At 67.4% G+C, this 26021-nt stretch carries 25 protein-coding genes; 15 read left to right on the top strand and 10 right to left on the bottom strand.

From position 1 onward, the window contains the following. The first annotated feature begins 59 nt into the window (after positions 1-59). On the top strand, positions 60-527 hold the full coding sequence (locus tag J2W36_RS02290; protein WP_307688055.1) for a Fur family transcriptional regulator: 468 nt from the start codon (positions 60-62) through the stop codon (positions 525-527). A 37-nt stretch (positions 528-564) separates the two neighbouring features. On the opposite strand, the gene zigA is transcribed toward J2W36_RS02290, so the two are convergent. The 6 genes from zigA to glyQ all read right to left on the bottom strand — a co-directional run bounded on the left by zigA (position 565) and on the right by glyQ (position 7245). Next, positions 565-1770, bottom strand: coding sequence for a zinc metallochaperone GTPase ZigA (gene zigA / locus J2W36_RS02285; RefSeq protein WP_307688054.1), 1206 nt, complete (start codon positions 1768-1770; stop codon positions 565-567). A gap of 94 nt (positions 1771-1864) precedes the next feature. Continuing rightward, positions 1865-2797: a M48 family metallopeptidase gene (locus J2W36_RS02280; protein ID WP_307688053.1), complete on the bottom strand. Its 933-nt coding sequence runs from the start codon at positions 2795-2797 to the stop codon at positions 1865-1867. A 28-nt stretch (positions 2798-2825) separates the two neighbouring features. Then, on the bottom strand, positions 2826-3560 hold the full coding sequence (locus J2W36_RS02275) for a lysophospholipid acyltransferase family protein (RefSeq protein ID WP_307688420.1): 735 nt from the start codon (positions 3558-3560) through the stop codon (positions 2826-2828). A 5-nt stretch (positions 3561-3565) separates the two neighbouring features. Then, a complete protein-coding gene (gene gmhB / locus J2W36_RS02270; protein WP_307688052.1) occupies positions 3566-4144 on the bottom strand; it encodes a D-glycero-beta-D-manno-heptose 1,7-bisphosphate 7-phosphatase in 579 nt (192 codons plus the stop codon). 46 nt (positions 4145-4190) lie between these two features. Then, positions 4191-6326, bottom strand: coding sequence for a glycine--tRNA ligase subunit beta (gene glyS / locus J2W36_RS02265; RefSeq protein WP_307688051.1), 2136 nt, complete (start codon positions 6324-6326; stop codon positions 4191-4193). A 4-nt stretch (positions 6327-6330) separates the two neighbouring features. Next, complete coding sequence (gene glyQ, locus J2W36_RS02260) at positions 6331-7245, bottom strand: glycine--tRNA ligase subunit alpha (RefSeq protein WP_307688050.1); 915 nt, start codon at positions 7243-7245, stop codon at positions 6331-6333. Between the two features lie 204 nt (positions 7246-7449). Between glyQ and J2W36_RS02255 the strand changes: the two genes are divergently transcribed. From J2W36_RS02255 to J2W36_RS02245, 3 genes are read left to right on the top strand one after another with little or no spacing between them, the layout of a single operon-like run. Next, the gene (locus J2W36_RS02255; protein WP_307688419.1) at positions 7450-8415 is read left to right on the top strand and encodes a diacylglycerol/lipid kinase family protein; all 966 of its coding nucleotides are present in this window, start codon (positions 7450-7452) and stop codon (positions 8413-8415) included. Next, complete coding sequence (locus J2W36_RS02250) at positions 8412-9242, top strand: metallophosphoesterase family protein (RefSeq protein ID WP_307688049.1); 831 nt, start codon at positions 8412-8414, stop codon at positions 9240-9242. Before J2W36_RS02255 ends, J2W36_RS02250 begins: the two co-directional genes overlap by 4 nt. A gap of 13 nt (positions 9243-9255) precedes the next feature. Continuing rightward, positions 9256-10110, top strand: a complete 855-nt coding sequence (locus J2W36_RS02245) for a phosphatase PAP2 family protein (protein WP_307688048.1) — start codon at positions 9256-9258, stop codon at positions 10108-10110. A gap of 12 nt (positions 10111-10122) precedes the next feature. On the opposite strand, the gene J2W36_RS02240 is transcribed toward J2W36_RS02245, so the two are convergent. Beyond that, positions 10123-11193 carry an asparaginase gene (locus tag J2W36_RS02240; protein ID WP_307688047.1) on the bottom strand — a complete coding sequence of 357 codons (1071 nt, stop codon included), beginning with the start codon at positions 11191-11193 and terminating at the stop codon, positions 10123-10125. A gap of 265 nt (positions 11194-11458) precedes the next feature. Between J2W36_RS02240 and J2W36_RS02235 the strand changes: the two genes are divergently transcribed. The 9 genes from J2W36_RS02235 to J2W36_RS02195 all read left to right on the top strand — a co-directional run bounded on the left by J2W36_RS02235 (position 11459) and on the right by J2W36_RS02195 (position 19681). Then, the gene (locus J2W36_RS02235; protein ID WP_307688046.1) at positions 11459-12094 is read left to right on the top strand and encodes a TetR family transcriptional regulator C-terminal domain-containing protein; all 636 of its coding nucleotides are present in this window, start codon (positions 11459-11461) and stop codon (positions 12092-12094) included. A gap of 127 nt (positions 12095-12221) precedes the next feature. Then, positions 12222-12809: an NAD(P)H-dependent oxidoreductase gene (locus tag J2W36_RS02230; protein ID WP_307688045.1), complete on the top strand. Its 588-nt coding sequence runs from the start codon at positions 12222-12224 to the stop codon at positions 12807-12809. Between the two features lie 7 nt (positions 12810-12816). Continuing rightward, positions 12817-14097, top strand: coding sequence for an amidohydrolase family protein (locus J2W36_RS02225; RefSeq protein ID WP_307688044.1), 1281 nt, complete (start codon positions 12817-12819; stop codon positions 14095-14097). A gap of 24 nt (positions 14098-14121) precedes the next feature. Further along, on the top strand, positions 14122-15003 hold the full coding sequence (locus J2W36_RS02220) for a creatininase family protein (RefSeq protein WP_307688043.1): 882 nt from the start codon (positions 14122-14124) through the stop codon (positions 15001-15003). A 73-nt stretch (positions 15004-15076) separates the two neighbouring features. Beyond that, entirely contained in the window at positions 15077-16072 is a 996-nt protein-coding gene (locus tag J2W36_RS02215; protein WP_307688042.1) for an ABC transporter substrate-binding protein, read from the top strand. Between the two features lie 82 nt (positions 16073-16154). Continuing rightward, positions 16155-16991, top strand: a complete 837-nt coding sequence (locus J2W36_RS02210; RefSeq protein WP_307688041.1) for an ABC transporter ATP-binding protein — start codon at positions 16155-16157, stop codon at positions 16989-16991. Beyond that, entirely contained in the window at positions 16988-17830 is an 843-nt protein-coding gene (locus tag J2W36_RS02205; protein ID WP_307688040.1) for an ABC transporter permease, read from the top strand. The genes J2W36_RS02210 and J2W36_RS02205 overlap by 4 nt, the downstream gene beginning before the upstream one ends. Before the next feature lie 13 nt (positions 17831-17843). After that, on the top strand, positions 17844-19205 hold the full coding sequence (locus J2W36_RS02200; protein ID WP_307688039.1) for an FAD-binding oxidoreductase: 1362 nt from the start codon (positions 17844-17846) through the stop codon (positions 19203-19205). After that, on the top strand, positions 19202-19681 hold the full coding sequence (locus J2W36_RS02195) for a RidA family protein (protein ID WP_307688038.1): 480 nt from the start codon (positions 19202-19204) through the stop codon (positions 19679-19681). Before J2W36_RS02200 ends, J2W36_RS02195 begins: the two co-directional genes overlap by 4 nt. Before the next feature lie 18 nt (positions 19682-19699). On the opposite strand, the gene lnt is transcribed toward J2W36_RS02195, so the two are convergent. The 3 genes from lnt to J2W36_RS02180 form a co-directional block, all read right to left on the bottom strand. Beyond that, a complete protein-coding gene (gene lnt / locus J2W36_RS02190) occupies positions 19700-21334 on the bottom strand; it encodes an apolipoprotein N-acyltransferase (protein WP_370869240.1) in 1635 nt (544 codons plus the stop codon). Between the two features lie 8 nt (positions 21335-21342). Beyond that, positions 21343-22221, bottom strand: a complete 879-nt coding sequence (locus tag J2W36_RS02185; RefSeq protein WP_307688036.1) for a CorC family transporter — start codon at positions 22219-22221, stop codon at positions 21343-21345. 66 nt (positions 22222-22287) lie between these two features. Next, positions 22288-23013 (bottom strand): GNAT family N-acetyltransferase, encoded by a 726-nt coding sequence (locus tag J2W36_RS02180; protein ID WP_307688035.1) that lies wholly within the window; start codon positions 23011-23013, stop codon positions 22288-22290. A 238-nt stretch (positions 23014-23251) separates the two neighbouring features. Between J2W36_RS02180 and J2W36_RS02175 the strand changes: the two genes are divergently transcribed. After that, a complete protein-coding gene (locus J2W36_RS02175; protein WP_307688034.1) occupies positions 23252-24943 on the top strand; it encodes an AMP-binding protein in 1692 nt (563 codons plus the stop codon). A 53-nt stretch (positions 24944-24996) separates the two neighbouring features. Further along, a complete protein-coding gene (locus J2W36_RS02170; RefSeq protein ID WP_307688033.1) occupies positions 24997-25887 on the top strand; it encodes an MBL fold metallo-hydrolase in 891 nt (296 codons plus the stop codon). Positions 25888-26021 lie beyond the last annotated feature (134 nt).

Below are 26021 nucleotides of genomic sequence, written 5' to 3'. Positions count from 1 at the left end.
CCGAACGGCCCCTCTGACCACGAGGTGCGCCGAATGCAACACAATGGCGGTACCGCAACATGACCGCCAGCGCAAAACCCTTCGCCTCCGACCCATCCGAAACACCGGCACTGCTGCGCGCCAAGGGCCTGCGCGTGACGCGTGCCAGCGTGACGGTGATGAACCTCCTGCGCCAGGCCACGCACCCCCTCACGCACGAGGAAATCGGCGCTGCCTTTGCAGCGGCAACCGGCGAGTCAGTCGACCGCGTCACGCTGTACCGCGTGCTCGACCGGCTGGTGGAAAGCCGCCTGTGCCAGCGTCGTGTGGGGGATGACCGGGTCACACGCTTCTCGCAGGTGGTGGATGCACCTTCGGGCCACGTGTTCGAATGTGACCATTGCCACACGCAGCTCGCGCTGCCCGCCGATCCCGAATTGCCCAAGGTGATCGGCCGGCTGGGCCAGGCCCTGCGCGCAAAGGGCATCGATCCCGACTGTACGGCGGTCACGCTGCACGGCATCTGCGGCGCGTGCAATGTGCGCTGAGACGCCTCGGAATGCCGGCAGCGCCCTGACTGACGTGTCAAGCCGCCAGATCGGCCTCGTTCCAAAGCGGAAACGGATCGTCCAGCCGCCGCCACGCATTCACGCCGCTGCGCATCTCTGCATCGTCGAGCAGGCATGCCTCGAGCAGCAGGCGCAGCGCGGGTTCGTCCATGTCGATGCCGATGATCACCAGTTCCTGCCGCGCGTCGCCCACCGCATCGTCCCAATGCCTGCGGATGTTCGCCTGCGAATCGGCATCCTGCGGCCACTGTTCCTGCGGCACGGCGGCCCACCAGAGGCCGGCCAGGCCGTGGTGGCAGGCGCCGCCGGCCTGCGACCACTGGCCGGCATGCCGCACACGCGTGGCCAACCAGAAGAAGCCCTTGGAGCGCAGCACGCCCGGCCATTCCCTTTGAGCCAGCGCCCAGAAACGTCCTGGGTGGAAGGGCCGGCGCGCCCTAAAGACGAAGCTGCCGATGCCGTAGGTCTCGCTCTCAGGCAGAGACTCACCGCGCAACGTGGCCAGCCAGCCCGGCGCGTCCGCTGCGCGCTCGAAGTCGAACAGGCCGGTGTCGAGCAGGCGCTCGGGTGCCACGCGACCGAAGTGCGCCAGCTCGATGCGCGCACGCGGATTCAGCCCGCGCAGGATGGCCTGCAACTGCGCCAGTTCGTCTGCGGTCACGCGGTCGGTCTTGTTGATGACGATCACGTCACAGAACTCGACCTGTTCGATCAGCAGATCGACCACCGTGCGCATGTCAGCGTCGCCCAGTGCCTCACCGCGCAAGGCCAGGCTGTCGGCGCTGGCGTAGTCGTGCAAGAAGCTGAAGGCATCGACCACGGTGACCATCGTGTCCAGGCGCGCCACGTCGGCCAGGCTGCGCCCGCTCTCGTCTGCGAAGGTGAAGGTCTCGGCCACCGGCAACGGCTCCGAGATGCCCGTCGATTCGATCAGCAACTGGTCGAAGCGCCCCGTCCTGGCGAGCCGCGCCACCTCCAGCAGCAGGTCTTCGCGCAGCGTGCAGCAGATGCAGCCGTTGCTCATCTCGACCAGTGTTTCCTCGGTGCGCGACAGCGCGGCACCGCCATCGCGCACAAGCGCCGCGTCGATGTTGACTTCGCTCATGTCGTTGACGATGACCGCCACGCGCCGGCCGTCGCGGTTGTTCAGGATGTGGTTGAGCAGGGTGGTCTTGCCGGCGCCCAGGAAGCCGGAGAGCACGGTGACGGGAAGGCGTTTCATGGAGGAACGGTAGGTCGATGCAAATCGCAACTGAATTGCATTATAGAATCAAGCGCAATCTAGTTGCGTTTGATTGCCCCCGCCCTGGCGAATCTCACCAACGCGGAATCGGCTCGTCCTTGAGCTGCTGGCGCAGCGTGCCGTAGTCGGGCAGCACACTCTCGACCGTTTCCCAGAAGCGCGGGCTGTGGTCCATCACGCGCAGATGGCTCAGTTCATGCGCGACCACATAGTCGATGACCTGCAGGCGGAAATGCACCAGGCGCCAGTGCAGGCGGATGGCACCGTCGGAGCTGGCGCTGCCCCAGCGCGTGGTTGCGTTCGACAGCGACAGCTTCTTCCAGCGCACGCCCAAAAGCGGCGCGAAATGGTCCAGGCGCTCCTGGAAGATGCGTCGCGCCTGACGCGACAGCCACGCCTGCACCGCATCGCGGATCTGCGTGGCGCTGGCGTTCTGGGCCAGCGCGATGCGCAACACCCGCGGCGAGGCCACCTCGCCCGGCGCCACTGGCGACGCGTCGTCGAGCACGGCACCCACGCCGTCGAAGCCGTGCCGCGGATCGAGCCGCACGACCACCGGCTCGCCGAGAAACGGGAAGCTCACGCCGTCGCGCCACTCGATGCGCGTGGCTTCGACCTGGGCATGGCGTTGCTGCGTTTCGATCAGCTTGCGCACGATCCAGTCGGCCTTCTCCTGCACCGCGGCATCGACGTCGCGCAGCGCCACCCAGCGCGGCGCGCGCACCGACAGGCCCTCGGCACCGACCACGAAGCCGATGGTGCGGCGCTTGCCGCGCGTGAGTTCGTAGGCAACGCGCGCATCGCCGATGCGGGCCTCGCGCGTCGCACGCGGATGCACGAAGCGCGCGGGCGTCATGGCGTCGCCCAGCGGGATTGCCGGCAGGTCGGGGCCGGCACGCCGGGGTGGCTGCACCGGCGAAGCAGGCGCCACAGATGCCGGCGCGGTCGGCGGCGGCAGCTCGGCCGCGTCGAACAGGTCCAGCGTGAACTGCAACAAACCTTGCATCAGCGCATCCGCAAAGCCGGGGCCGGGGTCATCGGTACGCGTCGGGGTCGAGCCGGCGCATCTCCGCCTCGATCCAGGCCTCGACCTCGCGCATCAACTCGTCGGGCTTGCGCCCCACGCTGGAGATGGCCGGGCCGATCGACACGTCGACGGTGCCCGGCCGCTTGATGAAGGCCTTGCGCGGCCAGACCTTGGCCGAGGTGACAGCGATCGGGATCACCGGTGCACCGGTGTCGATGGCCAGGCGCGAGCCGCCCGTCTTGTAGGTGCCCTTCTGCCCGCGCGGAATGCGGGTGCCCTCCGGGAACATGATGATCCAGATGCCCTGCGCGAGCAGTTCCTTGCCCTGCGCCACGACCTTGTTGAACGCACGGGCCTTCTGCGTGCGATCGATGTGGATCATGTCCAGCCGCGCCATCGCCCAGCCGAAGAAGGGCACGTAGATCAGTTCCTTCTTGAACACGTAGGCCAGCGGATGCGGCATCAGCGTGGGCATGAGGAAGGTCTCGAGCGTGGACTGGTGCTTGACCAGCAGGATGGCGCCCGCACGCTTGTCCTGCGGAAGGTGTTCCATGCCGGTGACGCGGGTGCGGATGCCCAGGATCAGGCGCGCGCCGCCGATGGCCCAGCCGAGCCAGCGCTCGGCCATCCAGTACAGCGGCTCGCCGCGCCGCCAGAGCGAGGCGACGACCATGATGATCCCCCAGGGAATCACGGTGACGAGCATCCACAGCATGTGGACGACTGAACGCAGAAAAGCCATGGGCATCAGACAGCCACCTGCAGGGCGGCCTGCATCTGTTCGCGTGCAATGAGAAAGTCGGCAAAGGCGCTGAGGTCTTCGTGGACCTGCGTGCCTGCCGGGAATTCGGGCGGCAGCGGCGCGCCACGGCAGGCCTCGCCCTTGCCGGTGAGCAGGAGGTGGGGCTCGCAGCCCGCAGCCGCACCGGCGAGCACGTCGCGCAGGCTGTCGCCCGCCGTCGGCACGCTGGCCAGGTCGACCCCAAAGCGCTCGCCGATCTGGACGAACAGGCCGGGCTTGGGCTTGCGGCAGGCGCAGTCTTCGTCGGGACTGTGCGGGCAGTAGAAGATCGCATCGACCTTGCCGCCGACGGCGGCGAGCATCTTGTGCATCTTGGCATGCATCGCGTTGAGCGAGGCCACGTCGAACAGCCCGCGCCCCAGGCCCGACTGGTTCGAGGCGATCACCACGTGCCAGCCCGCATGGTTGAGCTTGGCGATCGCCTCCAGCGAACGCGGCAAGGGCGTCCATTCGACGTCGGTCTTGACGAAGTCGTCGCGGTGCAGGTTGATGCTGCCGTTGCGGTCGAGGATGACGAGTTTCATGGGAATGGGCGCGAGCGTCTTGCTTTGCTTTGCATGGCGTGGCGGATCAACCCGCCAGGCGTTCGAGCAGTGCCACGCGGTTCATCGCGGCGTGCAGCAGCTTGAGAAGGCCCAGGCGGTTCAGCCGCAGGTCGACCTGTTCGGCATTGACCATCACGCCGTCGAAGAAGGCGTCGACGGGCGCGCGCAGGGCGGCCAGCATCTGCAACGATGCGGTGTAGTCGCCGGCGTCGAACTGCGCGTCGGCCGCGGGCACGATGCGCTCCATCGCCTCGTGCAGCGACTTTTCGGCAGGCTCCTGCAGCAGCAGCGGACTGACGTGGGCGTCGGCCTCAGGCGACTTCTTCAGGATGTTGCCGATGCGTTTGTTCGCGGCGGCCAGGGCCGGGGCTTCGGGCAGCGCGGCAAAGGCGCGGACGGCGGCCAGCAGCTTGGGCACGTCGCCCAGGCGCTGTGGCTGGGGCGCCAGCACGGCGTCGACTTCCTGTGCGCTGGCGCCCTGCTCGCGCAGGCTGCCGGCGAGGCGGTCGAGGATGAAGCCTTCCAGGTCGACCACGGCGCGATTCCGGTCGAAGCCATCGATGCCCTGGAACACGGCGGCGGTGCCGGTCAGCAACGCCTTCAGGTCGAGCGTCAGGTCCTTCTCGATCAGCATCCGCACCACACCCAGCGCATGGCGGCGCAGCGCGAACGGGTCGCGGTCGCCGGTGGGCAGGTTGCCGATGCCGAACATGCCGACCAGCGTCTCGAGCTTGTCGGCCAGCGCCACCACCACGCCGACCTCGCCGCGCGGCAGCGTGTCGCCGGCGAAGCGCGGCTTGTAGTGGTCTTCGATGGCGTCGGCCACGTCGGCGGCCAGGCCGTCGTGCAGCGCGTAGTAGCGGCCCATCGTGCCCTGCAGCTCGGGGAACTCGCCGACCATGTCGGTCACCAGGTCGGCCTTGGCCAGCTGCGCGGCCTGGGTCGCCTGCGCGGCGAGCGTGCCGTCGCCCAATTGCTCGGCGATGGTGCGCGCGATGTGCATCACGCGCGTGACGCGTTCGCCCTGCGTGCCCAGCTTGTTGTGATAGACCACCTTGCCCAGCGACTCGACGCGCGAGGCCAGCGACTTCTTGCGGTCCTGGTCGAAGAAGAACTTGGCGTCGGCCAGGCGCGGGCGCACCACGCGCTCGTTGCCGCCGACCACGGCACTCGCATCGTCGGGGCTGATGTTGCTCACGACCAGGAACTGGTTCGTCAGCTTGTCGGCCGCGTCGAGCAGCGGGAAATACTTCTGGTTGGCCTTCATCGTGAGGATGAGGCATTCCTGCGGCACCTCCAGAAACTCGCGCTCGAAGCTGCAGACCAGCACGTTCGGGCGCTCGACCAGCGCAGTGACTTCGTCGAGCAGCGCATCGTCGTCGATGGGTTTGGCGCCACCGCCGACCTTCAGGGCGGCGGCCGCGAGCTGCCGTGCGATTTCGGTGCGGCGGGCCTCGAAGCCGGCGATGACGGCGCCTTCTTCCTCCAGCTGCAGCGCGTAGCTGCTGGCGTCGCGCAGCACCACCGGGTCGACCTTGGCTTCGAAACGGTGGCCGTGCGTCTCGCGGCCGGCTTTGAGGCCCAGCGCCTCGACCGGCACCACGTCGCCGCCGTGCAGCGCGACCAGGCCGTGCGCCGGGCGCACGAAGCTCACGCTGGTCCAGCCGGGCAGCTCGCCGTTCTCGAGCTGGTAGCTCATGACCTTCGGGATCGGCAGCTTGGCGATGGCTTCGGCCAGCGCCTTCTGCAGGCCTTCGGCCAGCGTCGCGCCCTTGGCGGTGCTCTCGTAGAACAGCGCCTCGGCCTTGCCGTCCGGCGCGCGCTTGAGCGTGGGCACGGCCGACGCGTCGGCGCCGAGCGCGCCCAGGCGCTTGAGCAGCGCCGGCGTGGCGTTGCCCGCCGCGTCAAGACCGACCGCCACCGGCATCAGCTTCTGCGAGACGGCCTTGTCGGCAGCCTGCGCCACCACATTCGTCAGGTGCGCACCCAGGCGGCGCGGCGAGGCATAGGACGTGAGCACCGTGCCGGCATCGGCCAGGCCGAGCGCGACGAGCTGGTCGCGCAGCACGCTGGCGAAGGCGTCGCCCAGCTTCTTCAGCGCCTTGGGCGGGAGTTCCTCGACGAACAGTTCGACGAGCAGGTTCTTGGAATTCGTAGTCATGGGATCAGGCCGCCTTCTTGGCCGTCGGCGTCATCTGGGCGACCCACTCGCGCGGGGCCATCGGGAAACCGAGCCGTTCACGGCTCTCGTAGTAACTCTGCGCCACACTGCGCGCGAGGTTGCGGATGCGGCCGATGTAGGCGGCGCGTTCGGTCACGCTGATGGCGCCGCGCGCGTCCAGCAGGTTGAAGCTGTGCGCCGCCTTGAGCACCTGCTCGTAGGCGGGCAGCGCCAGCTGTTCGGTCATCAGGTGCTTGGCCTGCTTCTCGTGCGCGTTGAACGCGGTGAAGAGGAAGTCGGCGTCGGAGTGCTCGAAGTTGTAGGTCGACTGTTCGACCTCGTTCTGGTGGTACACGTCGCCGTAGGTGACGCCAGGCGCCCATTGCAGTTCGTAGATGCTTTCCTTCTGCTGCAGGTACATCGCCAGCCGCTCCAGCCCGTAGGTGATCTCGCCGGTGATCGGCTTGCAGTCGATGCCGCCGACCTGCTGGAAGTAGGTGAACTGCGTCACCTCCATACCGTTGAGCCACACCTCCCAGCCCAGGCCCCAGGCGCCGAGCGTGGGGTTCTCCCAGTCGTCCTCGACGAAGCGGATGTCGTTCTTCTTCAGGTCGAAGCCCAGCGCCTCGAGCGAGCCGAGGTATAGCTCCAGGATGTTCGACGGCGCAGGCTTGAGCACCACCTGGTACTGGTAGTAGTGCTGCAGACGGTTCGGGTTCTCGCCGTAACGGCCGTCCTTGGGGCGGCGGCTGGGCTGCACGTAGGCGGCCTTCCACGGCTCCGGGCCGAGGGCGCGCAGGAAGGTGGCGGTGTGCGAGGTGCCGGCACCGACCTCCATGTCGTAGGGCTGGAGCAGTGCACAGCCCTGGTCGGCCCAGTAAGACTGCAGTTTGAGAATGATTTGCTGGAAGGTCAACATGAGGCTGCCGGCAGGGCCGGGCGTTGGACGGTCGCGCGGGCCAGACCCGCGAAGCCAGCGATTTTACGTTCGGAGAGCAACTCTCCCACATGCGCCCGGGATGTAGGCTGGTCGACGGAACTTCCCCATGCGCCGATAAACATACACCGTCGCATGTTCACGACCTCCACGCCTCCCCCACTGCCCCGTCGCCTCCCCGCCATGATGCAACCGCCCCCCGCCGGCCCCGACGCGCCGCTCTTCATCGTGCTCAATGCCGGCTCGGGGCGCGACAACGCCGACGAGGCCCGCCAGGCCATTGAGGCTGCCTGCACGCAGGCGGGCCGGCGCTTTCGGATCTTCCTGATCGATGGTCCGGACCGGATCAAGCCGCTGGCGCGCGAGGCGGTCGAGCGCGCACGTGCAGCCGGCGGTGTGGTGGTGGTGGCCGGCGGCGACGGCACCATCAATGCGGTGGCGCAGGCCACACTGGGCAGCGGCTGCGCCTTCGGCGTGCTGCCTCAAGGGACCTTCAACTATTTCAGCCGCACCCACGGCATTCCGCGCGACACCGCCGAAGCCATGAAGAACCTGCTGACCGAGCAGCCCCGGCCGGTGCAGGTTGGCCTGGTCAACGACCGCGTGTTCCTCGTGAATGCCAGCCTGGGGCTGTATGCCGAACTGCTGGAGGAGCGCGAAACCTACAAGTCGCGCTATGGCCGCAGCCGCCTCATCGCCTTTTTTGCCGGACTGCTGACGGTCATGCGCGGCCACCAGACCTGGCGCCTGCGCATGGCCTGGCATGGCCAGGAGCGCGACATCCGCACGCCGACGCTGTTCGTGGGCAACAACGCCCTTCAGATGCAGCAGGTCGGCATTGCGGAGGCCGAAGCGCTCGAGAACGGCCAGCTCGCCGCCATCGCGCTGAAGGAAACCGGTCCGCTCGCGATGCTCGGCCTGCTGGTTCGGGGTGCCATGGGCCGGCTGGGCCAGGCCGACCAGGTGCTGAGCTTTCCTTTCGAGTCGATGACGGTGAAGGCGGCGCGCACCCGCGGGGCGCGCCGGCTCAAGGTCGCCACCGACGGCGAGATCGGCTGGATGGACATGCCCCTGCTGTTTCGCGTGTCGCCCGAGCCGCTGTGGCTGATTCGCCCCGAGGTCGCGCCCGAGCTGGAAGCGGCCAAGGAATGAGCGGACTGCTGCAGATCTCCGACGCCCACTTCGGCACCGAGCAGCCCGGCGTGGTCGCCGCACTGGAGCGGCTGTCGCGCTCGGTGGCCCCTGATCTGGTGCTGCTTTCGGGCGACATCACGCAACGCGCCACGCGGGCGCAATTCGCCGCGGCACGGGCCTTCGTCGATCGGCTGAATGCGCCGGCCATGCTCGCCATTCCGGGCAACCACGACATACCGCTGTTCCACATCGGTGCCCGGCTGCTGTCGCCTTACGCCCGTTACAGCGAGGCCTTCGGTACCGACCTCGAACCCGTGTTCGCTTCGCCCGACTGGCTGGTGATCACCGTCAACACGACGCGCTGGTACCGGCATTCGGACGGCGAGGTGTCCGAGGCACAGATCGCCCGCGTTGCCGCGCAGCTGCAATCGGCCACCCCGCGCCAGCTGCGCGTGGTGGTCACCCATCAACCCGTGAGCGTCACGCGCCCGGAAGACCACGCCAATCGGTTGCACGGCCGGCAGGCCGCCATCGCCCGCTGGTCAGAGGCCGGCGCCGACCTGATCCTTGGCGGTCATATCCACCTGCCTTTCGTGCGCCCTCTGCACGAGGAGCGGGAGGAGCCGGCGACGTGCATCCGCCCGCTGTGGGCCGTGCAGGCCGGCACGGCCGTTTCCTCGCGCGTGCGCGCAGGCAAGCCGAACTCGGTGAACATCGTGCGCCCCCAGATGACTGCCTGCGGCCAGGCGCGCACCTGCACGGTCGAGCGCTGGGACCACTCGGCCCTGGAAGGTGCCTTCGTCTGCGCCGAATCGCTGCACCTGCCACTGGCGCTCCTGCCCTGACTCCATTGCGTCCATGTCGACCGACACCTCCGCCTCCCTTGCGGCCGCTTCGCTCCACCCACTCGTTCTTTTCGCCCAGAAGCTGGGCGAACACGCGCTGGCCTGGTTTCTCCTGACCCTGATCACCTGCGTGCTGATCGGCGGCCTGGCTTGCCTGATGGCCGATCGCAGGCGGCGACGCCAGACCGGTGCACCGGTGGCGGACAACGACCAGCCGCCACGCCTGCTGGCAGGCCTGGTGACCGGCTTTGCGCTGATCGGCGTCTCGGCGGCGCTGTTTGCGCTGATCGCCGAGCATCTGGGCGACGGCCGCGTGCTGGGGCAGGCCGACCAGGCGCTGTCCGATGCGATTGGCCAACATGTGGCGTGGAACGTGCGCGTCGCCTTCAGCTGGCTCACCCACCTGGGCGACGTCGAGACCGTGGCGGTGATCTGCCTGGGCGTGGCGGGATGGCTGTGGCGCCACGCACACCGCAGCCTGGCGCTGGGCTGGGTGCTGGCGCTGTGCGGCAACGGGTTGCTCAACCCGATGCTCAAGCACATCTTCGAGCGCGCGCGGCCGGTGCATGACCTCAGGCTGGCGCACGAGACCAGCTTCAGCTTTCCGAGCGGCCACACGTCGGGCGCCATGGTCACCTACGGCATGCTGATCTACCTTGCCGTGCGCACGCTGCCGCCGCGCTGGCATGCACCGGCGGTGATGGCGGCCATCGCTGCCCTGCTCACCATCGCCTTCAGCCGCATCTTCCTGCAGGTGCACTTTGCCAGCGACGTGGCCGCCGGCCTGGTCTCCGGCTTTGCGTGGGTGACGGTGTGCGTGCTGAGCATCGAATACGCCCAGCACCGCTACACCCGCCGCCGCCGCTGATCGCCGGGACGATCAATATTCCCAGAAGATGCGCTGCAGTTCTTTCGTGTCGCTGGTCTTGGTCAGTGCGACCATGGCCAGGATGCGGGCCTTCTGCGGACGCAGGTCGTGCGCCACCACCCAGTCGTACTTGTCGTCGGGCTGCTCGGCGTTGCGGATCACGAAGCCATCGGGCACGCGCGAGGAGCGGATCACCACGATGCCATCGGCGCGCAGCTTCTGCAGGCTCGGCACGATGCGGTCGGCCACCGAACCGTTGCCAGGGCCGCCATGGATCAGCGCCTTGATGCCGCTCTTGCCCAGCGCATCGATGGCCGTCGAGGCCACGCCTTCGTAACCCATGGCGATCTCCACCGGCGGCAGCGACGTGATGGTGTCGATGTCGAATTCAGAATTCATGGTGTGACGCTTGACCGGCGCGCGGAACCAGTAGTTGCGGCCCTCCACCACCATGCCGAGCGAACCCCACTGGCTCACGAAAGCGCTGGGCTTGATGTTGAAGTTCTTGCTGACATCACGACCGCTTTCGATGCTGTCGTTCATGGTCAGCAGCACGCCCTTGCCCATGGCATCCTTGCTGCCGGCAACGCTGACGGCGTCGTACAGGTTGAGTGCGCCGTCGGCCGACAGGGCGGTGCCCGGACGCATCGAGGCGACCATCACGATCGGCTTGTTGGTGTGCACGGTGAGCGTCAGGAAGTACGCGGTTTCTTCCACCGTGTCGGTGCCGTGCGTGATGACGATGCCGTCGACGTCCGGCTGCTTGGCAAGCGCCGAGACGCGCTTGGCCAGCGTCAGCAGGTTGTCGTTGGTCAGGCTTTCGGAGGCCACCTGGAACACCTGCTCGCCCTTGACATTCGCAACCTTGGAGAGTTCCGGCAGCCCGGCGATCAGCTTGTCGACGCCGACCTTGGCGGCCGCGTAGGTCGCACTGTTGATGGCCGATGCGCCCGCGCCGGCAATGGTGCCGCCGGTGGCTAGGATCACGACGTTGGGCAGCGCGGCCTGGGCGTGCGCAATGGCCGCAGCGGCCAGGAGCGTCGCTGCAGCGGCAAACGCGCGCAAACGGGAAGAGCAGTACATGGGGATGCTTCCTTCTTGAAGGGGTGGAACAGAGAATGTGAAAACACGAGAGCCGCTATTGGGATACAAGACGCGTGCCCGCAGGCACCCATCGCCATGCCAAGGTGGCATTTCGTCATGCACGGGATGCAACAAGGGCGGCACGGCGTCTGGCAGTAATATTCCCCCTGCACCTTTCGTGGCACGTTCCGTCCCAGCCAACCTCCCCCCTGCTGTCATCGTGGAACACACGCCCCCCTCTTCCCCTGCAACCGCAGCCGCCGACATGCCCCTGCCGGATGGCCCGCTGTCGCGCGCGCGCCCCGGGCGCGAGCGCATCATGGCGGCCATCCGCACCGCGGCCATCGAGGAATTCAGCCTGCATGGCCTCAAGGGCACATCCACCCAGGCGATCGCCGCGCGCGCCGGCCTGACCAAGCCACAGCTGCACTACTACATCGCCGGCAAGGAGGAGCTCTACGAGGAGCTGCTCATGCAGGTGCTGCATGCATGGAAGGTGGTGTTCTCCTTCGACCAGGCGGCCAGTGGCCCGGCCGCGGTGCTCAGCGACTACATCCGCAAGAAGCTCGACCACGCCTTCGATGCGCCCGAGATGTCGCGCATCTTCACGCGCGAGGTGCTCGACGGCGGCAAGAACCTCGAGGGCTACTGGCCCAACTCGCAGGCCTGGACGCAGAAGAAGATCGACATCATCAACGGCTGGATCGCGCGCGGCCTGATGCGCCCGCTCGACGCCCGTCTCCTGCTGCAGCACATCTGGGCCATGACCCAGTACCACGCCGACTACGCGCTGCAGGCCCGCGTCATGATGGGCGCGCCGCCCGACACGCCCATCGACCGCGAGCAGGTGGCCCGCGAACTGACCGCCTTCGTGCTCGCCGGCTGCGGCATCAAGGATTGAGCGGCTGATCCGCCACGGCCAGCGCGCACGCGCTGCCGGTCCGTCGCACGCACCAAGCCGAGGCATGGGCGCTGGCACGCCCTTTGCATGAATCTGACCACTTGCTCTGATTAAGTGGTCAAACACCATGCGCGTGCTCGTCGTCTACTGCCATCCGGTCGAAACCAGCTTCGCTTCCGCCCTGCACCAGGAGGTGCTGGCCAACCTGCGTGCCGCCGGGCACGAGGTGGACGATTGCGACCTGTACGCCGAAGGCTTCAATCCGGTGCTTTCCCGCGAGGAGCGCCTGGGCTACCACGAGGTGCCGAGCAACCGCATTCCGCTGCAGCCCTACATCGACCGGCTGAACTGGGCCGAGGCCATCGTCTTCTGCTTCCCGACCTGGTGCTTCGGGCTGCCGGCCATGCTCAAGGGCTTCTTCGACCGGCTCTTCATGCCGGGCGTGGCCTTCGACATCAGCGACCCGGCCAACGTGAAGCCGATGCTCACGCACATCAAGCGCATTTCGGCCGTCGTGACCTACGGCCGCCCGCGCTGGGTCGCTTGGTACATGGGCGACCCGCCACGCAAGATCGTCACGCGCTACATGAAAAGGCTCACCGGCCAGGCTGCGCGGGTCGACTACCACGCGCACTACCACATGAACATCGCGACCGAGCCGCAGCTCACCCGCTTCAAGGCGCGCGTGGGCCAGGCGATGGCGCGATTCGCCTGATCACCCGATGCACACACCCACCGTGCCAACCGTGATCGACAACCTGCGGCTGCCGCGCTGGCTGCTGCCGTCGGACTGGCCGCAGCCCGATGGCGTGCCGGCGCTGGCGCGCCTGGCGATCGAGGCCGGCCGCGTGCATGCGGTGCAGCCGGCCAAGCAGGCACCGGCGCGATCGGCTGCGACCTGGGACGCCGCCGGCATGCTGGCCCTGCCCGGCTTCGTCGACGCCCACACGCACCTCGACAAGGCCTTCACGCTGCCGCGCATGAAACAGGTGCAGCCCGGTCTGCTCGGCGCCATCGACGCGATGCTCAACGACCGCGTGAACTGGACGCCCGCCGACGTGCGCGAGCGAGCGGCGCGCGGCCTGCAATGGGCCTGGGAATGCGGCACCACGCACCTGCGCACGCACGTCGACTGGTGGGAACCCGACGCGACGCCGATGGCCTGGCCCGTGATGGCCGAGCTGGCGCAGGAATGGGCGGGCAGGGTCCGACTCGAACAGGTCAGCCTGATCAAACTGCCGCTGTTCGAGGATGCCGACCAGGCACTGCGCCTGGCGAAACAGGTGAAGGCGACGGGCCCGCACGCGTTGCTGGGCGGCTTCGTGCATTCCACCAACTGGAGCGAGGCCGCGCTGCGCAACCTGCTGGTGGCAGCCCAGGCCTGCGAACTCGACATCGACCTGCATGTCGACGAGGAACTCAACGCCGCGTCCGTAGGCCTGCAGACCACCGCCCGCCTGCTGCGCGAGATCGGCTACGAAGGCCGCGTGGTCTGCGGCCACGTCTGCGCGCTGGCGGCGCAGCCCGAGGCGCAGGCGCTGGCCACGCTCGACGCGGTGGCGCGTGCGCCGATCACCATCGTCTCGCTGCCCGCCACCAACCTGCTGCTGCAGGACGCCGTCACCGGCCGCACACCGCGCCTGCGCGGCATCACGCTGGTGAAAGAGGCGCGCGAGCGCGGCATCCCGCTGCTGTTCGCGAGCGACAACGTGCAGGACCCTTTTTGCCGGCTCGGCAGCTTCGATCCGATCGAGGCGATGGGCACGGCCGCGCTCGTCGCCCAGCTCGACGAGCCCTTCGACACCTGGTCGGAAGCGCTGTGCCGCAGCGACTGGCTGCAGCGCGCGCCCACCGCCCGCCCGACGCTGGTCGGCGCGCCGGCCGACCTGGTGCTCTTCACCGACGCCGACCGCCACGGCTGGCCCTCGCGCAGCGCGAGGCGCCTGGTGCTGCGCGACGGCCGCGTGACACAAGGCGACGCCGCGCCCTTCCTTCCCCGATAGCGATCAGACACGACAAGGACACCCATGCTCCACGGCTACATCCCCCCGCACCGCTTCCTGCCCTACCTGAGCTGGACCGAGATCGACGCGCTGCCCGACCGCGAGAACACCGTCATCGTGCTGCCCTGCGGCGCCATCGAACAGCACGGCCCGCACCTGCCCTGCTCGGTCGACAGCGTGATCAGTTCCGGCGTGATGGGCAAGGCGCTCGAGAAGCTGCCCGCCGAAGTGCGCGCCTTCGCGCTGCCGACCATCACCTACGGCAAGTCGGAGGAGCATCTGCACTTCCCCGGCACCATGACACTGACCGGCACCACGCTGCTCTCGACCGTCATCGAGATCGGCGAATCCGTCTACCGCTCGGGCTTTCGCAAGCTGCTCTTCGCCAACGGCCACGGCGGCCAGCCACAGGTGCTGGAGATGGCGGCGCGCGAACTGCGCCTGCGCCACGGCGACTTCGTGGTCGTGCCGCACGGCGTGTCGCGCCTGCCCAGCGCCGCGAGCCAGCAGGTCAGCGAGCAGGAGAAGAAGCTCGCCATGCACGCCGGCCATTCGGAGACGGCGCTGATGCTGGCGCTGGCGCCCGAGACGGTGCACATGGAGCGCGCCGCTGCCAACTTCCCACCGCCCTTCCCCATCAAGCTGCTGTCACCCGACGGCCGCCCGGCCTGCGCCTGGACGGCGCGCGACTTCGGCCCGAGCGGCGTGATCGGCGACCCGACCAGCGCCACCCGCGCGCAGGGCCTGGAGATCCTCGACACGCTGTCCGACAGCTGGGTGCAGGCGCTGACCGAGCTGTACGCCCTGCGCTGGATCGTGCGCGACGAGCCCACCTGGGGCCGCGGCCACGAGACCGGCTTCATCCAGACCGCCGAGGGGCTGCCGACCCAGAGCCAGCCCGCCTGAGGCGCGCTCCTTGCATTGCTCCTTCGTCTTCCCCACGCATTTCTTCACCCCCGCACTTCGAGAGGTCCACCCCATGCGCCAACCTTCCGTCTTCCGTCTCGCCTCCCTCGCCAGCGCCGCCGCGCTGGCCTTCGCCGCGGCAGCGCCTGCCCAGGCGCAAGACCAGTTCACCTACATGACCAACTGGTACGCGCAAGCCGAGCACGGCGGCTTCTACCAGGCGCTGGCCGAAGGCATCTACAAGAAATACGGCCTGGACGTGACCATCAAGATGGGCGGCCCGCAGGTCAACATCACGCAGATGATGGCGGCCGGCCAGGCCGACTGCATCATGGGTTCGAGCGACATCCAGATGATGCAGGTGCGCGAAGGCGGCGTGCCGGTTGTCACCGTGGCGGCGTACTTCCAGAAGGACCCGCAGGTGCTGATCGCGCACGAGGACGTCACGAAGTTCGAGCAACTCAAGGGCAAGACGCTGCTGATCGGCGCGCAGGCGCAGCGCGGCTACTGGCCGTGGCTCAAGGCCAAGTTCGGCTTCACCGACGAGCAGACCCGCCCCTACACCTTCAACATCCAGCCCTTCGTCGCCGACAAGAATTCGGCGCAGCAGGGCTACCTGACGTCGGAGCCGTACGCCATCCAGAAGGCCGGCGTGAAGGCCAACGTGCTGATGTTCAGCGACCACGGCTTCCCCGCCTATGCGACCACGGTGTCGTGCATGGACAAGACCGTGAAGGACCGCAGCAAGCAGGTCGCCGCCTTCGTCAAGGCCTCGGCCGAAGGCTGGAAGAGCTACCTGGCGAACCCGGCGCCAGCCAATGCGCTGATCAAGAAGGACAACCCCAACATGACCGACGACCAGCTGGCCTACAGCGTCGCCAAGCTCAAGGAGATGGGGATGATCACCGGCGGCGACGCGGCCAAGCTGGGCATCGGCGTGATCACCGACGCACGGGCCAAGGCGAGCTACGACTTCCTGGTCACGGCGAAGCTGCTGGACCCGGCCAAGGTCGACCTGGCCAAGACCTACACCACGGAGTTCATCAAGGACGCCAAGGTCCTGCCCTGAGCGCGCCCTGAGCGCTCCCTGCCCACGCCCTGAAACCCAGGGGCCAGCCGCACATGGCACGGCCCCCTCGAAAGGCTCTTGAATGAACCGCGTCGAACCCGACACCCTCGCACCGCCGTCGGACCTGGCACACGCCACGCCGGCGGTGGAAATCCTGTCCGCCGAGAAGACCTACCCGAACGGCACGCAGGCCCTGCTGCCGGTGGACCTGAAGATCGCCGAGGGCGAGTTCATCACCTTGCTCGGCCCCTCGGGCTGCGGCAAGAGCACACTGCTCAAGATGGTGGCCGGCATGCTGGAGCCCACCGACGGACGCCTGCTGGTGTGGCGCAAGCCGGTGCAGCAGATCGACGAGAGCGGCCGCAAGATGGCCTTCGTGTTCCAGTCGCCCACGCTCATGCCCTGGGCCAGCGTGCAGACCAACGTGCGCCTGCCGCTCGACCTGGCCGGCGTGCCGCGGAAGGTTGCCGACGCGCGCGTAGCCGAGGCGCTGGAACTCGTCGGGCTGGACAAGTTCGCCGGCGCCCTGCCGCGCGCGCTGTCGGGCGGCATGCAGATGCGCGTGTCGATCGCACGCGGCCTGGTCACGCAGCCCGACCTGCTGCTGATGGACGAGCCCTTCGGCGCGCTCGACGAGATCACGCGCCACCGGCTCGACGCCGACCTGCTCGACCTGTGGCGCAAGAAGAGGCTCACGGTGATCTTCGTGACGCACTCGATCCACGAGGCCGTCTTTCTGTCGAGCCGCGTGATCATGATGGCCGCGCGGCCCGGCCGCGTGGTGGAGCAGTTCGCCATCGACGAGCCCTACCCGCGCACGCCCGACTTCATGGTGTCACCGCAGTTCAGCCGCTATGCCAAGCAGCTGCAGGACAGCCTGCTGCGAGCGAGCGGTGCCCACGAGGAGGCGAGCCGATGAGCGCTGTCACATCCGGCGCGCCCCGCACGCGCCCTGCCGTGCGCGTGCCCTTCCTCAAGCAGCCACGCGTGCAGCGCGTGTTCTATCCGCTGCTGGTCGGCGTCGTGCTGGTCGCGATCTGGCAGGGCTTGGTCATCGGCATGGAACTGCCGCCTTACCTCGTGCCCTCGCCCTACCTCATGATGGAAACGCTCATCAAGGACTGGGTGCCGCTGGGCAACGCGCTGCTGGTCACGCTGAAGATCACGCTGCTGTCCTTCGTGCTGGCGACGGTCGCGGGCGTGCTGATCTCCTTCCTGTTCGTGCAGAGCAAGCGCATCGAGACGGCCCTGTTCCCGTACGCGGTGCTGCTGCAGGTGACGCCCATCGTGGCGGTCGCGCCGCTGATCATCATCTGGGTCAAGAACCCGGTCGCCGCGATGACGGTGTGCGCGGCGCTCGTGGCGCTGTTCCCGATCATCGCCAACACCACGCTCGGCCTGCGTAGCATCGACCCCGACCTGCAGAGCTACTTCAAGCTCAACCGCGCGACACGCTGGCAACAACTGGTGCGCCTCCGCATCCCGAGCGCGCTGCCGTACTTCTTCGGCGGGCTGCGCATCTCCAGCGGCCTTGCGCTGATCGGCGCGGTGGTGGCGGAATTCGTCGCCGGCACCGGCGGCTCGGGCGCGGGCCTGGCCTACCAGATCCTGCAGGCCGGCTTCCAGCTCAACATCCCGCGCATGTTCGCGGCCCTGCTGCTCATCTCGCTGACCGGCGTGGGCCTGTTCGTGCTGATGGCGTGGCTGTCGAAGCTCGCCCTCGGCTCCTGGCACGCCAGCGAGTTATCCAACGACTGACACGACCCTTGCCATGAACGCTCCCGTCTCCGCCATCGAGCAACTGCAGCTCGAACTCCCCGACCTCGACTGGATCAACGACCCGGGCCGCGTCGCCCGCCTGTCGCAGGACTTCGCCTGGTTCAGCCCGGTGCTCAAGCGCCAGCTGGAAGACAAGCGCGCCGACACGGTGGTGCGTCCGCGCACCGAGGACGAGATCCGCCGCCTGGTCGGCGCCTGCGCGCGCCGCAAGCTGCCGATCACCATCCGCGGCAGCGGCACCGGCAACTACGGCCAGACCACGCCGCTCGCCGGCGGCGTGGTGCTCGACATGACCGGCTACAACGCGATGTGCTGGGTGCGCGGCGGCACGGCCCGCGCGCAGGCCGGCATCCGGCTGGGTGACATCGAGAAGGCGACGCGGCCCACTGGCCACGAGTTCCGCTGCATCCCGTCGACCTTCCGCAGCGCCACGCTGGGCGGGCTGTTCGGCGGTGGCTTCGGTGGTGTCGGCTCGATCAACTACGGGCCGCTCGGCGCGCCGGGCAACGTGCTGGGCATCCGCGCGATGACGATCGAACCCGAACCGCAGATCGTCGAGCTGCGCGGTGCCGAGGCGCTGCGCATGCACCACCTGTGGGGCACCAACGGCCTGGTGCTGGAGGTCGAAGTGGCGCTGGCACCGGCGCGGCCGTGGCTGGAGACGCTGGTCACCTTCGAGCGCTTCGACACCGCCCTGGCCTTCGCCGATGCGCTGGCGCGCGCGCCAGGCATCGACAAGCGCGAGGTCGCCTTCTTCGGCAGCCCGGTGCCCGACCACCTGGGCCAGCTCGCCGAGTACCTGCCGAAGGGTTGCCATGCGGTGCTCTCGCTGGTCGACGCGCCGGCGGAGGATGCGTTGAAGGACCTGGTCGCCGCGCACGGCGGCACCGTGACCTACCGGCGCGATGCCGCCGAGGTGGCCAAGAGCAACCGCACGCTGATGGAGTTCACCTGGAACCACACGACGCTGCATGCGCTGCGCATCGACAAGTCGCTGACCTACCTGCAGAGCAGCTTCACGCCCGGCCAGTACATCCAGCAGATCACCGAGATGGAAGCGCTGCTGGCCGGCGAAGTGATGATGCACGCCGAGTTCCTGCGCAACATGGACGGCCTCCTGACCTGCAGCGCGCTGCAGCTGGTGCGCTTCACGACCGAGGAGCGGCTCAACGAGATCATCGCCATCCACCGCGAACGCGGCGTGCGCATCAACAACCCGCACACCTTCATCGTGGAAGACGGCAAGGCCGGCGGCGCACTGCCACCGGAGATCCTCGCGGTGAAGCACCGCTTCGATCCGCTGGGGCTGCTCAACCCGGGCAAACTGCGCGACTGGCCGGTGCGCCCGGCATGAGCTCAACCGCAGCACCTGGCATGGGCGCGCCGATGGCGAACTATGCAGCAGCGCGGCGCGTCGGCGATTTCGTCTTCATGAGCGGCGTGGTGGCGGTCGACCCGGCACGGCGCCTGGCCGTCGCCTCCTACGACGACATTCCCGAGGCGGCCCGCGCCGCGCTGCGGCCGCTGGGCTATGTCACAGGCCAGATGTCGGTCGACGTGTACGAAGCGCCCATCGTCGCGCAGAGCTGGTTCGTGCTGGAACGTATCCGCCAGCTCGCCGCCGAGCACGGTGGCAGCATGGCCGACGTGGTGAAATTGGTGCAGTACTTTCGCGACCTGCGCCACTACGCGCCCTACAACCGGGTGCGCGGGCTGTTCTATCCGGGCGAGCCGCCGGTCAGCACCGTGGTGGAGGTGTCGCGCTTCCTGCCGGGCGACGCCCTGCTGATCGAAGTCGAGGCGACCGCTTACCTGCCACAGGGCCGCTGATCGCGCTGCCCAGGCAGATCAGCGTCGCCGCTGCCGAACGACGGCGGTGGCTGCCACGGCGACCACCGCCAGGCACAGGACCCACAGCGGCCACAGTCCGAACCGCGAGACCCACCAGGCGAAGGGCGTGAGGCCACTGCGCCCTTCGACCTCGGCGACCAGCACATCCCGCGTGAGCCGCGGCAGCGCATGCGTCACCCGCCCCTGGTGGTCGATGACGACGGTGGCGCCGGTGTTGGTCGCTCGCACCATCGGTCGCGCGAATTCCAGCGACCGCATGCGCGAGATCAGCAGATGCTGGTCGATGGCCACCGAGTCGCCGAACCACGCGATGTTGCTGACGTTGAGCAGGATGGTCGGCGCCGTGGCCGCATCGCGGAAGTTCGCACCGATTTCGTCGCCGAACAGATCCTCGTAGCAGATGTTCGGTGCGATGCGCTGGCCTTGCCAGAGCAAAGGTGCCTGCGCGAGGCCACCGCTGCGGAAGTCGCCCAGGGGGATGTTCATCATCTCGGTGAACCAGCGGAACATGCGCGGGATGAATTCGCCGAAAGGCACGAGGTGGTGCTTGTCGTAGCGATAAGGCTCGCTGCCGGGACGCAGGCCGATCACCGAATTGCGGTAGCCGGGCGACGTGTCGGCCGCACCCGTATCGCCCACGCCCGCGCCGCCCACGGGCATGCCGATGATCGCGGCCTGCGTGCCCGTCGCAAAGCGCGCGCTGATGGCGCCGAGGTAGCCGGGTGGCAGCTGGGAAGGCAGCAGCGGCAGTGCCGTTTCAGGCGTGATCACCAGCGACGCGTGGGCATTGAGCAGTTGCTCGCCATACCAGCGCAGTGCAGTGGCCACCCCCCCGCCGGGCACGAATTTCTCGTCCTGGGGAATGTTGCCCTGGAGCAGTTCGACCGTGATCTTTCCACGCGAGGCGCTCGCATCCTGCACCGTGCCGACCGCCGGCTGGCTGAGGGCGAGCCATGCCGCAGGCACGACCATCAGGAGCAGCGCCATACCGAGCGGCACGGCGCGCCGCCGTGCGCCGGGCAGGCGGCGTCCGGCCAGGACCACCAGCGCGCCGACGAAAGCGCTCACCATGCCCACGCCGTAGACACCCAGCCAGGGGATGTAGGCGTTCAGCGGGCCGTCGACGTGGGCATAACCGCCGGCGCCCCACGGGAAGCCTGTGAACCAGCTCCCACGCAGGAGTTCGCCCAGCGTCCAGAGCGCGGCGAAGACCACGGCCGCGGTAGCGACACCGCGCGCAGCCAGCACCACGAACAGTCCGCAGGCCAGCGCGTAGTAGAGCGCGAGCGCCGCCGCCAGGGCAAGCACGGCCATCGCCGCCAGCGCAGCGGGCAGCCCGCCATAGGTGTGCATCGAGATGAACAGCCACCAGAAGGTGCCGCTCAGCCAGGCGGTCGAAAACAACCAGCCATAGAGGAAGGCCCCGCGCCATGGCACGGGGCGCACGGCGCTGCCGCGCAAGGCATCGAGCTGCCAGACCAGCGCCGCAAGCGACAGCATCTGGAGCCACCAGAGTGCCTGTCCGTTCCAGGGAGCGGCCATGGACAATGCCTGTGCCAGACCCGCCAGGCCGAAGCCGAGCAGGCGAAGCGTTACCCCTGAGCGCGGCCCAGCGCCGCCGGCGGCTCCCATGGCAGGTGTCAATCGGCGGCGTCGCTGCCGCGTGCGGGCGATACGCGGAACCAGCGCACGGCGCCACCCTTGGTGTGCAGCACGACGAAGTCGAAGCCGCCCAATGCGTGGTGCTCGCCCTTTTTCGGCACATGGCCCATCTCGTGCGCGATCAGGCCGCCAATGGTGTCGAAATCCTCGCTCAGCGCGTCGGCGTCGAAGGTGATGCCAAAGGCTTCGGCCACGCGCTCGATCGGCGTGTCGCCCGACACACGGTAGGTGTGGTCGGCCAGCCCGAAGATGTCGCCCTCGTCTTCGCCGATGTCGAATTCGTCTTCGATTTCGCCAACGATCTGCTCGAGCACGTCCTCGATGGTGATCAGTCCGGCCACTCGGCCGAATTCGTCGATCACGACCGCCAGATGGTTTCGGTTGCCGCGAAAGTCGCGCAGCAGGTCGTTCAAGCCCTTGCTCTCGGGCACGAAGGTGGCCGGCCGCAGCAACGCCCGAATGTTGAGTTCAGGTGCACGCTGCAGCTTCAGCAGATCCTTGGCCAGGAGGATGCCGATGATGTTTTCCTTCTCGCCCTCGTACACCGGAAAACGCGAATGCGCCGTGTCGATCACCGCATGCAGGAGCGTGTCGTAGGGCCAGTCGATGTTGATCGCGTCGACGCGTGGCGCGGCCACCATCACGTCGCCGGCGCTCATGTCGGCCATCCGCAAGACCCCTTCGAGCATGACGCGCGATTCGGGGCCGATGACGTCGTTGTCTTCGGCGTCGGCGAGGGTTTCGATCAGCTCGTCGCGCGAATCCGGTCCGGGATGGATGAACTCGGCGAGTTTTTGCAAGAAGCTGCGTTTGTCTTCCCGTTCAACGGGCAGGCGGTCAGGGTGAGGGTCGGCCACTGCGGGAGGGCGAAGTTGAAGAACGACAAGGATAACGGATTGCGCGGACCGACTTCCCGCGCAGGGTCAGGAAGCCGACTTGCGACGCGCAGCACGCATGCCGCTGCGCACTTCCTGCAGGCTCGCGAGCAGCGACCAGAACTGCTTGGCGCGCGCCTTGAGTTGGAAGTCGACCTGGGCGTAATGCTCCAGCGCGATCTCGCTCATTCGGCTGTCGAGCGTGGCCATCGGCAACTGCAGGTGGGCCTCGGATTCAGACCCACTGCGCACGACGGTGGCGCCCGCACGGCGCGCGATCTTCAGCATGGCTGCGTTCTCGCTGAGTGCGTGGATGAAGAGCATGCCGACACCTTCGTTGCGCGCCACCACGACGGCGCGCTCGAACAGCCGCGCGCCGTACCCACGGCCGCGCGCACGCTCGGACACCGACACGCCGAATTCGGCGCAGTCGCTGTACTGGTCGGGCGGCGCGAACGCGACGTGCGCCATGGCGATCAGGTCGAGCCGGCGGTTGTAGATGCCGAACATTTCGTCGCGTGCGAAATCGAGGCTGTCGACGTAGCGCTGCACCTGTTCGTCCGAGGCGGCATAGCCAAAGCGCAGGTAACGGTCGTGCGCGCTCAGGTCGAGCAGGTGGCGAGCGATGCGCGAGCGCTCACGAGGACCGATGGATCGGATCGGCACCAGCAGCGGAGACGGCGTTGCAGCACGCGGCTGCGCATCGACCATCGGCGCCTTGAAAACGGAACCGATGCCCAGGGCAGCACGGAGAAAAGCCTTGGCGGGATGCATGATGTGTCGAATATAAGGGTTATCCCTAGCGCCACAAGTGTTCGTTTTCACCTGATGGGAAAGTGAGTACTTTTGGGTGCTTATCCTCAGAAAGCGTTGTGGGCACGCATCGCGCGCATCGTCCTCGCCCTCGTTCGCGCATGCCTATCGCGCAGGCGACACTGGAGCACCTTTCCTAGGACAAGCCCGCTGGTGTGCCGCACGAGGGGCTTCGCACAATGCGCGTAAAGGAAACCGCATGCAAGCCTCCGTGTTGAAGAGCTATCCGGCCGGCGTCCCGCACGACGTCGACACATCGCAGTACCGCTCGCTCGGCCATCTGTTCGACGAGTCCTTTGCCCGTCATGCCGACCGGCCGTTCTCGGTGTGCATGGAGCGGTGGATGTCCTATGGCGAACTCGACCGGCAGTCCCGGGCCCTGGGCGCCTGGCTGCAGTCGCTCGGACTGGACACCGACGCACGTGTGGCCATCATGCTGCCCAACGTGCCTCAGTTCGCCGTCACGATGTGTGCCGTGCTGCGCGCAGGCTATGCGTGCGTGAACGTCAATCCGCTCTACACGGCCCGCGAACTGGAGCACCAGCTCAAGGATTCCGGCGCGACCGCCATCGTGATCCTGGAGAACTTCGCCTCGACGCTCGAGACGGTGATCGACAGCACCGACATCCAGCATGTCGTGGTGACCGCGATGGGCGATCTGCTCGGCGGTGTCTACGGCACCTGGATCACGCTGGCAGTTCGCCACCTCGCCAAGATGGTGCCGGCCTTCAAGCTGCCGCGCTCCGAAGGGCGCACCGTCACGACGCTGCCCGATGCGCTGGCCGCCGGCGCCGGCCGCACGCTGGACACCGAACGCGCCACGCTCGATTCGATCGCTTTCCTGCAGTACACGGGGGGCACCACGGGGCTCTCCAAGGGCGCGACCCTCACGCACCGCAACATCGTCGCGGCCACCCTGCAGGCCGACGCTTGGTTCACCCCGGCGCTGACCAAGGCGGGCGACAGCAGCAATGTCAACGGTATTGCCGCGCTCCCGCTGTATCACATCTTCGCGCTCACGCTGTGCCTGCTGGCCATCCGGCAGGGTTCGCACATGACGCTGATCCCCAATCCACGGGACATCGGCAAGTTCATCAAGGTGCTCAGGAAGCGTCCCTTCCACATACTGCCGGCGGTGAATACGCTGTTCAACGCGCTGCTCGTGCATCCGGATTTCAAGACGATCGATTTTTCTCACCTTTGCGTGTCCCAGGCTGGCGGCATGGCGGCCTCGGAAGGCACGGCCAGGCGCTGGTTCGAGGCCACCGGCTCACCCATGATCGAGGGCTGGGGAATGAGTGAGACCTGTGCGATCGGCACCAACAACCCGGTGCTCAACACGGCGTTCACGGGCACCATCGGCTTGCCGTTGCCCGGCATCGAAATCGCGATCAAGGACGACGATGGCCGCACGCTGCCCGATGGAGAGGCCGGTGAGTTGTGCATCAAGGGCCCCAACGTGATGACCGACTACTACCGGCAGCCGGAAGAGACGGCAGCAGCCTTCACGGCCGATGGTTTCATGCGCACCGGCGATATCGCCGTGATGCAGGAAGACGGCTACAGCCGCATCGTCGACCGCAAGAAAGACATGATTCTCGTCAGCGGCTTCAACGTGTTCCCCAATGAGTTGGAGAACGTGATCTCGCTGTGTCCCGGCGTGGTGGAATGCGCTGCCGTCGGTGTGCCCGATGAACGCAAGGGCGAAGCCATCAAGGTGTTCGTGGTGCGCCGCGACGTCTCCCTGACCGAAGAGGCCGTCATGCGTTATTGCAGCGACAAGCTCACCGGCTACAAGCGCCCTTCGCACATCGAGTTCCGCGACGCCTTGCCCAAGACCAACGTCGGGAAGATCCTGCGGCGCAAGCTGCGTCCTGGCGCCACCGTGTGAATACCGGGGTGCCGCCGCCAGACGTGGCTGCGACCTTGCCAGGCGAGCTCGTCATGTTCGAGCGCGGCTGGTTGTCGGCGAACGGCGTTCTGTTCAAGGGCAGTGAACACTGCGTGCTGGTCGATACCGGCTATGTGTCCCACGCTTCGCAAACGATCGCGCTCGTCACGCAGGCCTTGGAAGGGCGTCCCCTGGACAGGGTGGTGAACACGCACCTGCACAGTGACCACTGCGGTGGCAACGCCGCGCTCCAACGACACTACCCCGCGCTGCAAACTTACATCCCTGCAGGAGAAGCGGATCATGTCGCACAGTGGGATGAAGACAGGCTGAGCTTCCGTGTGACAGGGCAGCAATGCCCGCGTTTTCGATTCGACCACGTCCTGCAACCCGGTTCCGACCAATGGCTCGGCGACCGTGCCTGGCAGGTGCATGGTGCGCCCGGACACGACCCTCATTCGATCATTCTGTTCGAGCCGGCATCTGGCACGCTGATTTCAGCCGATGCTTTGTGGGAAAACGGATTCGGCGTGGTGTTTCCTGAACTGGTCGGCGAACCATCATTCGACGATGTTGCGGCGACGCTGGACGTGATCGAGTCGCTGGCGCCACGCACCGTGATCCCCGGTCATGGACGCATCTTTTCCGATGTTGCCAACGCGCTGGCGACAGCACGCCGCAGGCTGAACGGGCTTGCGAGCCAGCCGCACAAGCATGCCTGGCATGCACTCAAGGTATTGATGAAGTTCAAGCTGTTGGAAGTGCAGGCGCTGTCTGCGGAAAACTGGCAGCAGTGGTGCAGGGACACGCCGTACTTTGGGATGATACAGAGCCGCTTTTTTGGCGATCGGGGCCTTTCTGCGCTGCTGGAGGAGGTGCTCGCAGACTTGGTGGCATCTGGCGCGGCGCGGCGGGATCACGATGGGCGCGTATCCAACCTTTAATTCGAGCGGTATCGGACGTTGATTTCCGAAGAAAATTTGCTTCCCAGAAAGCAGAAAGCCCCCGCTTGAATAAACAAGCGGGGGCAGACTGGGCTGTAAGAGCCTGACGATGACCTACTTTCACACGGGAACCC

Origin of the sequence: Variovorax ginsengisoli (assembly GCF_030811835.1) — a bacterium.
Classification (GTDB): domain Bacteria; phylum Pseudomonadota; class Gammaproteobacteria; order Burkholderiales; family Burkholderiaceae_C; genus Variovorax; species Variovorax ginsengisoli_C.
The sequence above is the reverse complement of the archived record's forward strand: the minus strand, read 5'-3'. Positions and strand labels throughout refer to the sequence as shown.

Coding starts and splice junctions, on each gene's coding strand:
- J2W36_RS02290 (WP_307688055.1), top strand. CDS start 60: ATGACCGCCAGCGCAAAACCCTTCGCCTCCGACCCATCCGAAACACCG.
- zigA (WP_307688054.1), bottom strand. CDS start 1,770: ATGAAACGCCTTCCCGTCACCGTGCTCTCCGGCTTCCTGGGCGCCGGC.
- J2W36_RS02280 (WP_307688053.1), bottom strand. CDS start 2,797: ATGCAAGGTTTGTTGCAGTTCACGCTGGACCTGTTCGACGCGGCCGAG.
- J2W36_RS02275 (WP_307688420.1), bottom strand. CDS start 3,560: ATGGCTTTTCTGCGTTCAGTCGTCCACATGCTGTGGATGCTCGTCACC.
- gmhB (WP_307688052.1), bottom strand. CDS start 4,144: ATGAAACTCGTCATCCTCGACCGCAACGGCAGCATCAACCTGCACCGC.
- glyS (WP_307688051.1), bottom strand. CDS start 6,326: ATGACTACGAATTCCAAGAACCTGCTCGTCGAACTGTTCGTCGAGGAA.
- glyQ (WP_307688050.1), bottom strand. CDS start 7,245: ATGTTGACCTTCCAGCAAATCATTCTCAAACTGCAGTCTTACTGGGCC.
- J2W36_RS02255 (WP_307688419.1), top strand. CDS start 7,450: ATGCAACCGCCCCCCGCCGGCCCCGACGCGCCGCTCTTCATCGTGCTC.
- J2W36_RS02250 (WP_307688049.1), top strand. CDS start 8,412: ATGAGCGGACTGCTGCAGATCTCCGACGCCCACTTCGGCACCGAGCAG.
- J2W36_RS02245 (WP_307688048.1), top strand. CDS start 9,256: ATGTCGACCGACACCTCCGCCTCCCTTGCGGCCGCTTCGCTCCACCCA.
- J2W36_RS02240 (WP_307688047.1), bottom strand. CDS start 11,193: ATGTACTGCTCTTCCCGTTTGCGCGCGTTTGCCGCTGCAGCGACGCTC.
- J2W36_RS02235 (WP_307688046.1), top strand. CDS start 11,459: ATGCCCCTGCCGGATGGCCCGCTGTCGCGCGCGCGCCCCGGGCGCGAG.
- J2W36_RS02230 (WP_307688045.1), top strand. CDS start 12,222: ATGCGCGTGCTCGTCGTCTACTGCCATCCGGTCGAAACCAGCTTCGCT.
- J2W36_RS02225 (WP_307688044.1), top strand. CDS start 12,817: ATGCACACACCCACCGTGCCAACCGTGATCGACAACCTGCGGCTGCCG.
- J2W36_RS02220 (WP_307688043.1), top strand. CDS start 14,122: ATGCTCCACGGCTACATCCCCCCGCACCGCTTCCTGCCCTACCTGAGC.
- J2W36_RS02215 (WP_307688042.1), top strand. CDS start 15,077: ATGCGCCAACCTTCCGTCTTCCGTCTCGCCTCCCTCGCCAGCGCCGCC.
- J2W36_RS02210 (WP_307688041.1), top strand. CDS start 16,155: ATGAACCGCGTCGAACCCGACACCCTCGCACCGCCGTCGGACCTGGCA.
- J2W36_RS02205 (WP_307688040.1), top strand. CDS start 16,988: ATGAGCGCTGTCACATCCGGCGCGCCCCGCACGCGCCCTGCCGTGCGC.
- J2W36_RS02200 (WP_307688039.1), top strand. CDS start 17,844: ATGAACGCTCCCGTCTCCGCCATCGAGCAACTGCAGCTCGAACTCCCC.
- J2W36_RS02195 (WP_307688038.1), top strand. CDS start 19,202: ATGAGCTCAACCGCAGCACCTGGCATGGGCGCGCCGATGGCGAACTAT.
- lnt (WP_370869240.1), bottom strand. CDS start 21,334: ATGGGAGCCGCCGGCGGCGCTGGGCCGCGCTCAGGGGTAACGCTTCGC.
- J2W36_RS02180 (WP_307688035.1), bottom strand. CDS start 23,013: ATGCATCCCGCCAAGGCTTTTCTCCGTGCTGCCCTGGGCATCGGTTCC.
- J2W36_RS02175 (WP_307688034.1), top strand. CDS start 23,252: ATGCAAGCCTCCGTGTTGAAGAGCTATCCGGCCGGCGTCCCGCACGAC.
- J2W36_RS02170 (WP_307688033.1), top strand. CDS start 24,997: ATGTTCGAGCGCGGCTGGTTGTCGGCGAACGGCGTTCTGTTCAAGGGC.